This is a genomic window from Mucilaginibacter ginkgonis (assembly GCF_009754905.2).
In the GTDB taxonomy this organism is placed as follows: domain Bacteria; phylum Bacteroidota; class Bacteroidia; order Sphingobacteriales; family Sphingobacteriaceae; genus Mucilaginibacter; species Mucilaginibacter ginkgonis.
The window spans coordinates 3,520,177-3,534,942 of the sequence record NZ_CP066775.1; the positions used below are offsets into that span (position 1 = coordinate 3,520,177).

Annotated in this window: 14 protein-coding genes; 11 read left to right on the forward strand and 3 right to left on the reverse strand. The window is 44.6% G+C overall.

From position 1 onward, the window contains the following. Positions 1-27 precede the first annotated feature (27 nt). Entirely contained in the window at positions 28-1,167 is a 1,140-nt protein-coding gene (locus GO620_RS16355; RefSeq protein ID WP_157524915.1) for an acyl-CoA dehydrogenase, read from the reverse strand. Positions 1,168-1,588: 421 nt separating this feature from the next. Here GO620_RS16355 and GO620_RS16360 point away from each other — a divergent pair, with 421 nt between their 5' ends. From GO620_RS16360 to GO620_RS16390, 7 genes are all read left to right on the forward strand, one after another. Next, the gene (locus tag GO620_RS16360) at positions 1,589-1,831 is read left to right on the forward strand and encodes a helix-turn-helix domain-containing protein (protein WP_157524917.1); all 243 of its coding nucleotides are present in this window, start codon (positions 1,589-1,591) and stop codon (positions 1,829-1,831) included. A 90-nt stretch (positions 1,832-1,921) separates the two neighbouring features. Then, positions 1,922-3,970, forward strand: a complete 2,049-nt coding sequence (locus GO620_RS16365; RefSeq protein ID WP_157524919.1) for a M13 family metallopeptidase — start codon at positions 1,922-1,924, stop codon at positions 3,968-3,970. A 114-nt stretch (positions 3,971-4,084) separates the two neighbouring features. Next, the gene (gene pnuC, locus GO620_RS16370) at positions 4,085-4,711 is read left to right on the forward strand and encodes a nicotinamide riboside transporter PnuC (protein WP_157524921.1); all 627 of its coding nucleotides are present in this window, start codon (positions 4,085-4,087) and stop codon (positions 4,709-4,711) included. A 3-nt stretch (positions 4,712-4,714) separates the two neighbouring features. Further along, positions 4,715-5,251, forward strand: a complete 537-nt coding sequence (locus GO620_RS16375; protein WP_157524923.1) for an AAA family ATPase — start codon at positions 4,715-4,717, stop codon at positions 5,249-5,251. Between the two features lie 358 nt (positions 5,252-5,609). Continuing rightward, positions 5,610-6,170 (forward strand): RNA polymerase sigma factor, encoded by a 561-nt coding sequence (locus GO620_RS16380; protein WP_157524925.1) that lies wholly within the window; start codon positions 5,610-5,612, stop codon positions 6,168-6,170. Next, positions 6,167-6,733: a hypothetical protein gene (locus GO620_RS16385; protein ID WP_157524927.1), complete on the forward strand. Its 567-nt coding sequence runs from the start codon at positions 6,167-6,169 to the stop codon at positions 6,731-6,733. The genes GO620_RS16380 and GO620_RS16385 overlap by 4 nt, the downstream gene beginning before the upstream one ends. After that, on the forward strand, positions 6,714-8,105 hold the full coding sequence (locus tag GO620_RS16390) for a hypothetical protein (RefSeq protein ID WP_157524929.1): 1,392 nt from the start codon (positions 6,714-6,716) through the stop codon (positions 8,103-8,105). Before GO620_RS16385 ends, GO620_RS16390 begins: the two co-directional genes overlap by 20 nt. A 425-nt stretch (positions 8,106-8,530) precedes the next feature. Here GO620_RS16390 and GO620_RS16395 read toward each other — a convergent pair whose 3' ends face one another. After that, positions 8,531-9,721 carry a class I SAM-dependent rRNA methyltransferase gene (locus tag GO620_RS16395; RefSeq protein ID WP_157524931.1) on the reverse strand — a complete coding sequence of 397 codons (1,191 nt, stop codon included), beginning with the start codon at positions 9,719-9,721 and terminating at the stop codon, positions 8,531-8,533. Positions 9,722-9,828: 107 nt separating this feature from the next. Here GO620_RS16395 and GO620_RS16400 point away from each other — a divergent pair, with 107 nt between their 5' ends. From GO620_RS16400 to GO620_RS16415, 4 genes are all read left to right on the forward strand, one after another. Beyond that, complete coding sequence (locus GO620_RS16400) at positions 9,829-11,280, forward strand: ATP-dependent nuclease (RefSeq protein ID WP_157524933.1); 1,452 nt, start codon at positions 9,829-9,831, stop codon at positions 11,278-11,280. A gap of 27 nt (positions 11,281-11,307) precedes the next feature. Further along, on the forward strand, positions 11,308-11,643 hold the full coding sequence (locus GO620_RS16405) for a tRNA-binding protein (RefSeq protein ID WP_157524935.1): 336 nt from the start codon (positions 11,308-11,310) through the stop codon (positions 11,641-11,643). 486 nt (positions 11,644-12,129) lie between these two features. Continuing rightward, the gene (locus tag GO620_RS16410; RefSeq protein WP_200230363.1) at positions 12,130-12,606 is read left to right on the forward strand and encodes a nucleoside deaminase; all 477 of its coding nucleotides are present in this window, start codon (positions 12,130-12,132) and stop codon (positions 12,604-12,606) included. Positions 12,607-12,678: 72 nt separating this feature from the next. Further along, on the forward strand, positions 12,679-13,290 hold the full coding sequence (locus GO620_RS16415; protein ID WP_157524937.1) for a superoxide dismutase: 612 nt from the start codon (positions 12,679-12,681) through the stop codon (positions 13,288-13,290). Positions 13,291-13,625: 335 nt separating this feature from the next. Here GO620_RS16415 and ypfJ read toward each other — a convergent pair whose 3' ends face one another. After that, positions 13,626-14,489 carry a KPN_02809 family neutral zinc metallopeptidase gene (gene ypfJ, locus GO620_RS16420; protein ID WP_157524939.1) on the reverse strand — a complete coding sequence of 288 codons (864 nt, stop codon included), beginning with the start codon at positions 14,487-14,489 and terminating at the stop codon, positions 13,626-13,628. Positions 14,490-14,766: the final 277 nt, after the last annotated feature.

Sequence of the window (14,766 nt, forward strand, 5' to 3'; positions counted from 1 at the left end):
CATCTCAAAGGTAATAAATAGACAATCTTATTTTAACACCTCGCGCGATATGACAATCTTCTGAATTTCTGATGTGCCTTCATATATCTGGGTGATCTTAGCGTCGCGCATTAGCCGTTCTACATGGTACTCTTTAACAAAGCCGTAACCGCCATGTATTTGCACAGCCTCTGTGGTAACTTTCATGGCTGTTTCCGCAGCATAAAGTTTAGCCATGGCGCTGGCATGCCCGTATGGCTGATGATGGTCTTTTAACCATGCCGCCCGCAGACACAGCAGGCGCGCCGCCTCTATCTCGGTAGCCATATCGGCTAACTTAAATTGTATTGACTGATGCTCTGATAATTGCTTACCGAAGGTTTTGCGTTCTTTAGAATAAGCCAAAGCCAGCTCATAGGCACCCGCGGCAATACCCAAAGCCTGTGCAGCAATACCTATACGGCCGCCTTCCAAAGTCTTCATAGCGAATGAAAAACCAAAACCATCATCACCAATGCGGTTCTCTTTTGGCACTTTTACATCGCTGAACATAAGCGAGTGCGTGTCAGATCCACGGATGCCCATCTTATTTTCTTTGGGCCCAACTGTAAATCCTTCCATCCCCTTCTCAACAATAAAAGCGTTAATACCCTTGTGTTTTAATTCGGGATGCGTTTGGGCGATAACTATATAAACCGATGCAGAGTTACCGTTGGTTATCCAGTTTTTGGTGCCGTTCAACAGGTAGTAGTCGCCCTTGTCTTCGGCCGTGGTATGCTGCGAAGTGGCGTCAGAACCGGCCTCGGGCTCAGACAAACAAAAGGCACCGATGACCTCGCCTTTGGCCAGCGGTACCAGGTACTTTTCTTTTTGGGCTTCTGTGCCGTATTTTTCTATGCCGTAACAAACCAGGGAATTGTTTACCGAAACAACAACAGATGCGGATGCGTCTACTTTAGACAACTCTTCCATAGCCAGTACATAAGAGATACTGTCCATGCCGCCACCGCCGTATTGAGGCGATACCATCATACCTAAAAAGCCAAGTTCGCCCAGGGCTTTAACCTGCTCTGCCGGAAATTTTTGATGTTCGTCGCGCTCTATAACGCCGGGTTTAAGTTCTTGCTGCGCAAAGTTGCGGGCAGCATCGCGTATCATTAATTGTTCTTCGGTATAATTAAAATCCATGGTTTGTATTGGTTCAAAATCAAATGTAATACTATGTATGCATAGTAAAAAGGTGTAAACAAAAAAAGAGAGCTCTTGCGAAGCTCCCTTTCCCCTAATTAATTTAAACTATTGATTAAACCCAAAACAAAGAACAAAAAAACCTCAGCTTGGGCGTCTGAGAATTCAAAACTTAAATTCTTCTACAGTTAAAAAACGTTTTCTACAGGTAGATGCAGGGTCGTTTGTTTTTACTTGAGATGTAGAGTCGGGATGATATATACAAAAGTGAAGCCAAAAAAAATTTAGTTTCGTAACGAATATGATAGATACGATGAATAAAATTTTATTTTAACTTTAAATATGAGTTGTTAGCTATAATAACAATCATAGCACTTGCAAAGCTGATACCTTTCATTAATTATGAGTTTACATACCCCTTATGTTATTAACTGATTCTGAATATCTTACAACATCCGAGGAAGCGTTTAAGAAAAAAGTTGCACTACAGATCAAGCGCCTGCGTAAACAAAGCCAGGTTACACAAGATCAATTTTATAGCAAAACAAATATCAATATTGCCCGCATAGAGTCAGGGAAAATTGATATCCGCCTGGATACTTTACGCAAGATCTGTTACTTTTTTGATGTTTCTTTAGCCGGATTTTTTGAGGGCATCTATTAATATTGACTACATTTAGTACCCAAGCCTGTTTCTAAATCCTATTTACTATACAGGCTCAAAAAAATCTGTACACAATTAACTACATTGTATATGAAAACAAACGTTTGTTTGTCATTTGCATTCGTAGCGGCCTCGCTTTTGGCTGCTTGTAAAAATGGAAACAATGATGCAAACTATGCTGCGCATGATGTGCTTATCAAAAACATCGACAGTACAGTAAGCCCCGGCGCCGATTTTAACAAATACGCCAATGGCGGCTGGATAAAGAAAAATCCTATTCCGGCTGCATATGCCCGCTGGGGCATTGGCAACTTAGTAAATGATGAGTTGCGCGACCGGCTTAAAAAAATTAATGAGGATGCTTTGAAAGCCAATGCCGCCAAGGGAAGTAACACCCAAAAGATCGGCGACTTTTACTATAGCGGTATGGATACCGTTGAAATTGAAAAGCAAGGTATCTCGCCGCTAAGTCCCGAATTAGCACAAATAGATAAGATAACAGACCTCAAAGGCCTGCTTGATGAATTTGCACACCTAAGCAACATGGGTGTAACCACGCCAATAGGCGCTTATGTTGGGCAGGACGCAAAGAATAGTAATAAGATGATGCTCCAGCTGTATCAAAGCGGAATTGGCTTGCCTAACCGCGATTACTATTTTAACAAGGATGCGCAAAGTGTTAAGATAAGGACGGATTATCAGCAAACACATTTACCTGCAGTCTTGAAACTTTCGGGTCTGGAAACGGGTGCCGCAACTGCCGGTACCGCCAAAACTTATGCGCTTGAGCAATTTTTAGCAGATAGCTCGCGCAAGCTTGAAGACCTGCGCGACCCCTATAAGAACTATAACAAAATGCCGCTTGCCGGACTGACTAAGCTGGTTCCGCAAATCGATTGGAAGGATCTGTTCGACAAGATGGACTATAAAGGCGTGGACACCGTAATAGTTGGCCAGCCCGAATATTATCGTGCGTTATCTAAAGCATTAACTACTTACAGCATTGCCGATTGGAAAGTTTATCTGCGTAAGAATTTGGTTTCTGAATTTAGCAACCAGTTAAGTAAACCGTTTCGGGATGAAAGTTTCCGTTTTTACGGCGGCGTGATATCTGGCCGCAAGGCGCAGTTGCCACGCTGGAAACAGGTGATAGATGCCGAGAACAGCCTGATGGGCGAAGTGCTGGGTCAGCTTTTTGTGAAAGAATATTTCCCGGCAAAAACCAAAGAGCGTTATGTGAAATTGGTTGATGCTATCCGTACCAGTTTTAAAGAGCATATCGAGAAACTGGACTGGATGGGCCCGGAGACAAAGAAAAAGGCATTAGACAAGCTGTCTGCCGTTAATCCTAAGGTGGGTTATCCCGACAAATGGAAAGATTTTTCTGACTTGCAGATCGTCAAAAATCCATACGTGCGTAATGTGATCAATGCCAATGTCTTCTGGCATAAACGCGAAGCTGCTAAATTAGGCAAACCTGTAGACCGTACTGAATGGGACATGACCCCGCAAACCTATAATGCGTATTACAACCCGTCTAATAATGAGATTGTATTGCCTGCCGCGCAGTTTACCATTCCGGGTGCACGGGACGAGGACGTGGACGACGCGGTAGTGTATGGCTATGCGGCAGCATCAACCATCGGCCATGAAATAACGCACGGCTTTGACGACGAAGGCCGACAGTACGATGCTAAAGGTAATTTAAAGGCATGGTGGACGCCGCAGGATTCGGCTAAGTTTACCCAACGCGCGCAAGGCATCATCAACGAGTTTAATAACTTCGAAGTATTTGGCTTGCACGTTAACGGCAAAGCATCGCAGGGAGAAAACATTGCCGACTTGGGGGGTATAGTTATAGGTGTGGATGCATTTAAAAAGACAGAACAATATAAAGAGGGCAAAAAGATAAACGGCCTAACCCCTATGCAGCGTTTCTTTCTAGGTTACGCCTTAGGCTGGCTAGGCCACGAGCGTGAAGAAGCGTTGAAGAACCAGATAGTGACCGATGTTCACGCGCCTGCGTTTTTACGCGTTAACGGACCTATGAGCAACGTGCCCGAATTTTACGACGCTTTCCATATAAAGAAAGGCGACAAGATGTGGGTTGATCCGGATAAAAGGGTAAAGATCTGGTAAGCATTTGATGTGCTAATCTGCAAATGAAAAGAAGTGCCGTTGATTGAATAATAAATATCTGCACTTTCAAAAATTTGCACATTTGCACATCATCAAATCTGCACATCGAAGACAATGCACTTCTTTCACTCATTTGTTGCCTGGTGGCAGGGCCAAAGCATCATAGAACTCGCCGGGGTAATCACCGGTTTGCTGTGTGTTTATTTAGCGGCCATCAACAATATCTGGAACTGGCCACTAGCCATAATCAGCGTAGTGCTGTACATCTTTATATTTTACGATGCGCGTCTTTACGCCGATATGGGTTTGCAGGTTTATTTTTTAGGCACTAACATTTACGGCTGGTATTACTGGAGCAGGCGACCGAAAACAGCCGTGAAAGTCCCCGTTGCATGGATTACCAGGAAAGAGATCGTTTGGTCTGTAATTGCCATGTTGGTTGTTACACCGGTATTAGGATATACGCTAATTACCCTAGCGCCGGTATTACATTATCAACCCGCAGCATTCCCGTACCTGGATAGCTTTTGCACCGCTTGCAGTATAGTAAGTCAGATTTTCCTGGCGCGTAAAGTGTTGCAAACCTGGCTAATATGGATCTTTGTAGATGTAATATACGTGGGCGTTTACATTGTAAAAGACCTGCAGCCTACCGCATTTATGTACGCTGTTTATGTGTTGATCGCTATATTAGGCTTTGTTGATTGGCGGAAGGATTACAAAAAGCAAATCGCTAAATAAAGGATGAGCGACAAAATCTACAAAATAGCCGTTGTAGGGCCGGAATCGACGGGTAAGTCTACCATGTCTGCCTATCTGGCTAAGCACTTCAATACGGTTTGGGTGCCTGAGTACGCCCGCGATTACTGCGCAAAACTGACCGAGCCGCCCACCTGGCAGGACGAGATCAACATGTTTCATGGCCAACTAGCTTTAGAAAAGGAATTGCTGCCGCAAGCCAATAAGATACTTATCTGCGATACCACCTTCATCACTGTAAAGATCTGGAGCGATTACACATTCGGTCGCTCGCCGCAAGAAGTGATAGATGAACTGGCCCGCCACCATTACGATTTTTATCTGTTGCTCAACATCGACCTGCCCTGGGAAGAAGACCCCCTGCGCGATTTCCCGCACATGCGTGAGCACTTCATGTCGGTCTGGTATAAGGAATTGAATGACTTAAAAGTTGATTACCGATTGATATCCGGTACCGGGCAACACAGGTACGATAGTGCGGTAGGGGCAATCCAACAGTTTTTAAAGTCGGCATCAACTTAACCGAAGTTAGTTGAGGACAACATACCAAAGAACTACTCATAAGTTGTGCCCGCGTTAGGGACAGTAGCGTCATCCTGCGAAGCAGATACAGCGGATGGCCCGACCCGAGTGCAACGAGGGCAACGCCCCAAAATGAAATTGTAATTTTTCAACCCTTTTTATTCTTTAACCTTCTACTACTCCCTCTGCTTAAGGTAATCACTAGGATCATTTTCATTTCACCCTATGATTACACATTTGAATATGCCTCAACTTTAGGCTTAAACGGCTGTACCAATTTTCTTAAATTATTTTTAGCTTTCATGCAACGTCGTAAAAATCGGCGTGTCTCTTATCTCAGAAAGCTTAAATATCACAGTTGGAAGCAGTTTACATAGACAAGCATTACCAGTTGGTTGCCGAGTGCAAGCAGGGAAGTAAAAAGGCATGCTACGAACTTTACCGTTTGTATGCCAAGGCGATGCTTAATGTGGCCTTCCGGATTGTTGGTAATGTCGCCGAAGCGGAAGACGTGCTGCAGGAATCTTTCCTGGACGCGTTTAACAAGCTGAAAGACTTCAGGCAGGAAACCACATTCGGGCTGTGGATAAAGCAAATTGTGGTTAACCGGTCCATCAACTTATTGCGCAAGCGACGGCTGGAACTGGTAGATATGGATGGCGAGCAGATGGAGAATATCGCCGATGAAGAAGTTTTTGACGACGAAGATATGCAATACCAGGTGGCGCAGGTAAAAGAGGCCATGAAGCTATTGCCCGAAGGGTACAGGGTGGTGCTGTCGCTTTATTTATTAGAAGGCTACGACCACGAGGAAATAGGACAAATTTTAAACATAACAGAAAACACCTCGAGGACGCAATTCCTGAGGGCCAAAAGAAAACTTGGCGACATATTAAAGCAGAAAGGAAAGGTAGCATGAGCAAGCGATTAGACAATTTTATTCATGACAACCGCGAAGAGTTTGACGATTTAGAACCAAGCCCGGGCCTTTGGGAAGGCATAGAAAGCAAGCTTGATTTAGGCGTTGATGGAGCTAAAAAGCGCGAAGCCAAAACGTTTTCGCTTGGGTTTGTGCTGCGCGTAGCCGCGACGATCATAGTAGTTATGGGTGTTGGCTTTGGTATATACTTAAAAACGCAGAGCAAAACGGCAAACGTAAACCTTGCGGCCATTAACCCCGAGTACGCCAAACAGCAGGTGCATTACGCATCACTTGTAAAGGAAAAGCGGAACGAATTAAAAGAGGTGGCTAAAATAGACCCCCAACTTTATAAAGAATTTAACGGCGAGATAGCCAAAATGGACTCGTCATATAAAAAGCTAACCAGCCAGCTGAAAACCTCTCCAAACCAGGAGCGTGTGTTACGTGCAATGATCCGGAACTTGCAGATACAGACAGAGGTTTTAAATCAGCAGCTGCAGGTTATACAACAGTTTAGTGACTATAAAAATCAAAACGACAATGGATCTAAAAATATTTAACAAAGCCATTATCACGCTTATCGGCGTAACGGCAGCAAGCATGGCAGTGGCCCAGAAACGCATTGATACCGTAACAGAAACCATGACGGTTAAACCGGCGCAGGTGTTCGCTTTTAACAGCACGTTTGACACGCCGATGGCGATAGAAGTATTCTCGCCGCAGGATAGCACTTATCGTAAAGAGTACCAGAAGTTGCAGCAGCAGATGAACGACTTGCGCGCCAAGATGAGTAAACTGCGTACAGATGAGTTACGCAAAAACTCGGAACGTATGTCTGAAATGAGGATCAAGTTAAAAGACAAAAGCTTTGAGTCGCTTAAAAATTTTCAGTACCATTTTGATGACAACAATGTTTCGGGACAGTCTAAGGGCTTGGGCATCACCTCAAACCGGCAGAATTTTTATTACAACGGCACTAAAGGCGACGATTACATTCGCAAGCGAATAGCCAGCGGCGAGGCTAAAGAGAAGGTTAAAAATTACACCAAATCTTATTCAGTAGACCGTGACGATAATATATCTATCGATAACTCATACGGGAGGGTAACCATAAACACCTGGAACAAGAACGAAGTTAAGGTAGATGTGGAGATCAAAGCCGTAGGCGATGATGATGCCAAGGCACAGAAACTGCTTGACGGCGTAAGTATAGCAGACAGCAAGACATCGTCAACAGTGACTTTCAAAACCGTTATTGATGATGATAATAACAACAATTGGTCGGGCAATAACCATATCCGTAAAACAGAAGTTAATTATACTGTTTACATGCCTGCCAAAAGCCCCATAGTGATCAAAAACAGGTTTGGAAGTATCAAAACGCCCGACCTGAGCGGCAAAGTATCGGTGAATTTAAGCTACGGCAATTTAAATGCTGCACAGTTAACCAACCCGCAGAACAACGTGACCGTAAGATTTGGGGATGCCAACATAGAGAATCTGAATAGCGGTGCAGTTAGCGTGAGCTACGGAAATATGAACATTGGCACGGCGGATAACCTGAATGCAAAGTTGAACTCGTCATCCGGCGTGGTTAATAAGTTAAAGTCGGCAGGAGATATATCTGTAAGGTACGGCAATGGGTTTAAGGTAGGCCAGTTGGTGAATGTAAAGAACCTTAACGTTGATGCCGCTTATACCAAAGTGCTGGTAAATGTTAAAGACGACTACAACTTTGACGTGAACACCAAAATGGGCAACTTTATTTACGATGGTAATGATGGTGTTAAAGTAACAGAAACCACTCCTGACGTAACGAGGGGATATTCCTCAACCAAAACTTACAAGGGCACGGTTGGCAAAGGCAGTACCGGCAAAACCATTACGATTAAAGGGCACTATACCGACGTGAAGTTCGACGACCCCCAATAATTTTTTCTCAGCGTTATATAATTAGTTAAAACCCCGCGGCGCGCGATGCTCCGCGGGGTTGGTTCGTCATGGCCTAACCCACGATTCTCTTCATGATAATTACCGCACCCCAAACCCGTCTTCAAAGGAGAGGGAACAAAACTTAGCATGAGCAACGGGTTTGAGTGAAAAGAACTAACATAACGAGCGGTGGGGGCGGCAGAAAAGGCAGGCCCGCGATGGGGTGAATGGCGTTTTAGCTTTTTCGGGCCGTAACCGAAAAAGCGTTAAAAAACGACAGAGCGGGCTGAAGCGTTTTTCTGCCTTGATTTTTTGGCTACTTTTTTATCTAAGAAAAAAGTAGCGAGCCTTAGCGGCGAATGAGCGCTGTAAAGAAGTCTAAGGTAATGCTGTGTAGTTTCGCTCTTTGCAATTACACACTTCCGCTACATCACTCTACACAACAACCCTTTTAAATACTCCCCTTCAGGGAAAGACGACCTTACCGGGTGGTCTTCCGGCTGGCAGAATTGATAGATAAACTGCACTTCTTTGCCGGCATCGAGCGCTGCCCAGGCCAGCACCTGTTTAAATGTGTCGATGTCCATAGCACCCGAGCACGAGAATGTGGCCAGCAGCCCGCCTTTGTTAAGCAGCAGCATAGCTATGCGGTTAAGGTCTTTATAAGCACGGGATGCACGGTCGAGCGCGGAACGTGATGGCGCATACTTTGGCGGATCCAGTACGATCACGTCGAATGTCTCGCTTTCTTCCTTAAACCGGCGCAGTTGCTTGTTAACGTCAGATTGTATGGCAGTAAATCTCAAATCGTCTAAATTATTAAGGCTGATGTTTTTCTTCAGCGTTTCAATGGCCAATGCAGAACTGTCTACACTAATCACCTGCGCCGCGCCATTCTTCAAGGCGTTGAGCGAGAAGCCGCCGGTGTAAGAAAAGCAATCAAGCAGTTTTTTGCCTTTGGCGTGCGTGGCTACAATATGCCGGTTGTCGCGCTGGTCGCAATAGAAGCCCGACTTCTGGCCTTCGGCGATGTTGATGCCATAAGTGATACCATTTTCTTTTACTTCCACAATTTCGGGCGGATGGTTGCCGGCCAGTACGCCTCCGTCTGAGGCGTCCATACCTTCATGCCCGCGCGATGACGCGTCGCTCTTATCAAATATGCCCGCCGGATTTAACAGTTCCTGCAGCGCATTGATGATGGTCGCTTTATTATTCTCTATGCCCGATGTCAGTATCTGTAGTGAAAGATAATCCGCATACTTATCGACGATCAACCCTGGCAAGTAATCTGCTTCGCTGAAGATCAAGCGGCAAGTGTTGGTAGTGCCGTCGGCAAGTAGCTCCTGCCTACTCTTAACTGCTATTGCCACCTTATTGCGAAACCATTCGGCATTGATCTGCACATCCTCGTTCCACTCCAGCAGTCGCAACGCCACCCGCGACTGATCATTATAAAACCCATACGCCATAAAGCGGTCTTGCGTATCAATAAGCCGAACAACATCGCCATTGGCAGGTTTGCCTTTAACTTTATCTATTGCCCCCGAAAATACCCAGGGGTGTTTTTGTAATACAGCTTTTTCTTTTCCTTTTTTAAGGATGACATCGATCATGGGGCAAAGGTAAGGGGTTAAGTTTTTATAATTCACCAAAGGTGTTAAAGTCCCTTGAGTCTTTTATTCTATTATTAATCAGATCAAGAAATAACTATATTTAAGTCATGAAATTAATATCTGTACAAATCCTAAATTACAGAAGTATTAAAGACTTGACAATCACGATTGACGAGTTAACTGATAAGAGTTATACCTACGGCTTATTAGGAGTCAACGAAGCGGGAAAATCAACTCTACTGAAAGCACTCGCTTATAATAGCGGCCTGAAAAATGAAAAAGGGGAATTGTTGCCTTTAAAGAAGGACTTTAGAGATAGATCTAAATCAATACAAATAATTTTTAGTTATCGACTTAGTAAAAGCGAAGTCAAAATCGCAAAGGAAAAGCATCTTTCCAGTGTGACCAGTTTTACAAGTGAGGATAGCTATTTGGAAGATGTGAAACTTATTATAAGACATGATTATAATGATCGTGACACTTTATATAATTATGATATAGATTTTTTTAGACTTAATGCGTCATCAGAAGTAAAAGAAAGTATCGAGGCGGCTTTGACAGATTTTGTTTTCGAAAAAGCACATGATACAGTCTTTTGGACTCCCGATGAGCGATTTCTAATTTCTAAACCAATTAATTTATCACAATTTGCTGCCGACCCAAATGCGGTATCTGTGCCTCTACAAAATTGTTTTGCGCTGGCAGGCATGAAGTCCCCACTAGAAATACAAGAAAGAATCGCCTTAATCAGTGAATCGACAGAACGAGAGCAGCTTAAAGATAATTTGAGTGATGCAGTATCAGCGCATATAAATGCCATATGGAAAAAGCATCCAATTAAAATAACTTTCGATATTTCTGACGGACAGATAAATTTTCATGTTCGCGACTTAAATAGTAAAGCAATAGCAAAAACAGCTGATCAACGAAGTGATGGTTTTGCGCAATTCGTTTCATTTCTACTTACGATTTCAGCTGAAAATAAAACTCAAAATCTTAATAGCACTATTTTATTGATTGACGAACCAGAAACTCACCTTCACCCTAGAGCACAAATCGATTTATTAGATGAGTTAATAACAATTACGAAAAACATGCGAAATAACATAGTTTTTTTTGCCACTCATTCTAACTACATGGCCGATAAAAAGGATATGAGCAGGAATTACAAAGTATCAAAGGTTCATGATGACAAAGACGGTAAAGAAGTAACTGTTATAGAAAAATTTGATGAAAAAATCACAACTTACGCTGGCGCGACTTATAAAGTGTTTGACATACCAAGTAGTGATTATCATAACGAATTATATTCGAGATTGCACGAAGCGTTTCAAGAGAGAAATTTAGAAGATGAAAGTAGGATCAATCTAAAAAACTTCGACACCGAGTTTTTTATAAAACACTTAGCGTTGGCTAAAAATAAACCTTGGAAAGGAAAAGCCAATAGCTGTAGTTTACCTACTTTTGTGCGTAATGGTATACACCATCCCACTTCTACAAATGTGTATACAGATGAAGAACTAAGAACATCAATTGAAATTATGGAGGCTGCTTTGTAGGGATTATTCGCTTTTCATTTGACTACCATGCACTTCCTTACCTGGAGCGAATTTGAAAAAGTAGCGCTCCACGCGGGCACTATCCTGCAAGTGCTCGATTTCCCCGAGGCGCGTAAACCTGCCTACAAATTACAAGTAGACTTTGGCGAACACGGAGTAAAGTGGAGCAGTGCGCAGATTACTAAACGTTACACAAAAGAAGAACTTGTTGGCAGGCAGATATTAGGGGTCATCAATTTCCCGCCTAAGCAGATCGGTAAGTTTATCTCGGAGTTTTTGGTGACCGGCCTGGCGGATGAGAACGGAGAGATCGTACTGGCTGCTATTGAGCGGCCTGTGCCAAATGGGAGCAGGTTGATATAGAAGCCTCACCCTAGCCCTCTCCGAAGGAGAGGGGACAAAAATCCTTCAAACAAGCCGCGTTGGGGACAGCAGCACTTCGATAAGCTCAGATAAACTCCTGCGCAGCAGATACAGCGGATGGCCCGGCTGTCCCTAAACCCTTAATGTTGTCGTTATGGCGTGCAAAGCCGCGTTAGCGATAGTAGCGAAAAGCCCGCATCCCGCTGCATAGCGGGAGAGGACTTGCAGCGAATAGCGCGACCCGAAGACGGAGGGTAACGCCATAATATTAACCTGTTAATGCTGCGCTATCTTTTTTTTTAAATCCTATACAAGATCATATTGCCAAAACAATAAACCTTAAACAATTTTATCTCACACTTTGTAAAAATCAAAAATCTTCAATTACATCCACCAGCAAACTCATCTTCAACAAAGCACCTCCAATTTATAGTCTCACAGCATATATAATTCTTATTATTTTTACCACCACTATCAACATCCACCGTGCGATACATCAATTTTGAAGACGACGCTACCGTTTCGCCCGACGATTTTTTTATGAATGAGGCGCTTCGCGAGGCTAAACTGGCCCTCGCCGAGGACGAGATACCCATTGGTGCCATTGTGGTTTGTAAAGGGCAGATCATTGGCAGGGGGCATAACCTGACAGAGCGGCTCAACGATGTTTCGGCACATGCCGAAATGCAGGCGCTAACCGCGGCCACCAACTACATAGGCGGCAAATACCTGCCTGACTGTACGCTTTATGTAACCCTGGAGCCTTGTGTAATGTGTGCCGGTGCAAGTTACTGGTTCCAGGTTGGGCGGATAGTGTTTGGCGCCTACGATGCACGTATGGGTTTCGGCCGTATCAATCAGAAAATTACCCATCCAAAAACGCTGATCACAGGTGGCATCCGCGAGAACGAATGTGCCCAACTGGTGCGCGATTTCTTTAAAAGCAGGCGCAACAAAACTTGACATTTATTAGAACAAATAAGTGCCACAGGCCATTATATTTGTGAACATTCTTTAACCTTTAAAAATAGCATTATGGCATTTGAACTTCCTGCGTTACCTTACGCCACAGACGCGCTTGAACCGCATATCGACAAAATGACCATGGAAATTCACCATGGCAAACACCACCAGGCTTATGTTACCAACCTTAACAAAGCATTGGAAGGTAAACCAGAGGCTAACAGCAGCATAGAAGAGATCGTTAAAAATATATCTAAGTACCCGGCTGCTGTGCGTAACAATGGCGGCGGCCATTATAACCACTCATTGTTCTGGACATTGCTAACACCAAACGGTGGCGGCGAACCTGGCGGTGCCTTGGGCGATGCCATTAAAAGCACTTTCGGTTCATTTGCCGATTTTAAGACCAAAGTGAACGAGGCGGGTGCTACCCGTTTTGGTTCTGGCTGGGCATGGCTGATCGTCACTGCCGATAAAAAACTGGCTGTGATTTCTACCCCAAACCAGGACAGCCCGTTAATGGACATTGCCGAAGTTAAGGGCACACCGATCTTCGGTATTGACGTTTGGGAGCATGCGTATTATCTAAAATACCAAAACCGCCGCCCCGATTATCTGGCAGCCATCTGGAACGTAGTAAACTGGAACCACGTAGCAGAGCTGTACAAAAAAGCAACTGCTTAATTAAGCAGCTCAAAATAACAGAGAAAGCCATCCGTCAAAAGCGGGTGGCTTTTTTTTGGCCTAATACAAATATGAAATTGAAGTCATTGCAAGGAATTGCAGCGTTTAATCTCAACGACACGGCAATCCCGCCGGTGCTGTAGCTTAATAGCCGTAAGAATTTATCGTAAGGATTAATCCACGTTACCCTCTCCCCGATGGTTATCGTGACCGGGTCGGGCTATACGCTGTGTCTACTGCGCAGGAGTTTACACTGAGCTTGTCGAAGTGCTTCTGTCCCTAACGCAGACCGGCTTTTTAACTCCCTCTCCTTTGGAGAGGGTTGGGGAGAGGCCTTACAACCCCATCTCCTTAAACGTATTCCCCTGGGTTAGGTCGCCGGTATCAAAACCTTTTTTAAACCAGTACATGCGCTGCTGAGAACTTCCGTGAGTAAAGCTATCCGGTTCTACACTGCCGCCGGCCTGCTGCTGCAGGTGGTCGTCGCCAATTTGTTTGGCAGCGTTTAACGCCGATGCAATGTCGCTGCTGTTAAGCACTAAGCCATTCTGGTGGTACAGGTTTTCGTAATGCGCCCAAACACCGGCATAAAAGTCGGCTTGCAATTCTAAGGCTACCGAGTAGCGGTTGCGCTCGGCATCGCTGCCGGCCTGCGACTCGGCATTTTCTACTTTTTGCGAAGTGCCTAACAAATTTTGCACGTGATGGCCAACCTCGTGCGCTATCACATAAGCCTGCGCGAACTCGCCCGGTGCGCCGAAGCGGTTCTTTAATTCGTCATAAAAGTCCAGGTCTATATAAACTTTGCGGTCTTGCGGGCAATAGAATGGGCCCGTTGCAGAGGTAGCGAAGCCGCAGCCCGCGTCAACCTGCCCGGTAAAGAAATGCAGTATGGGTTTTTCGTACGTTTTTCCTCGCGCGGTAAACAGGCTGTCCCAAACTTCTTCTGTACCGGCAAGTACCAGCCGCGCTTGTTTCTTCTCGGCACTCTCGGGGCCGGTAACGGGTGCGTTAACCTGTTGCTGACTGTTATTATTGCTACCGCCATTTAACAGGCCGCTTGGGTTAATGCCGGTAAAAATATAGATCACCACGCCAATAAGGCCTAAAATACCGCCGCCAAAGGCAAACCCGCGACCACCGCCGCTGCTGCTGCCTTCTTCTACATTATCGCTCTCGCGACCGCCGAACCATTGCATAATTTTCAGGATTTTTTAGGATAACAGGGATGCGGTGTTTTTGTTGAGGGTCAATTAGGGCGTCGCAACGGATATTATCAATTTGAATAAACGTTCGTTCATTTTTGGGCGTTGCCCGTCAACTGACGAGCCCGCGCTTTCCACTCATAGTCCTCACTGCGCTGCGCTTCATTGCGGGCTATCCGTTTCAATCGCTAACGCACGTACCTTATTCGTTTTGATTCTTGCTTCATATAATTGCAAATTTTGCAAAAATCCCAGTGCCGCTTGCTAACTG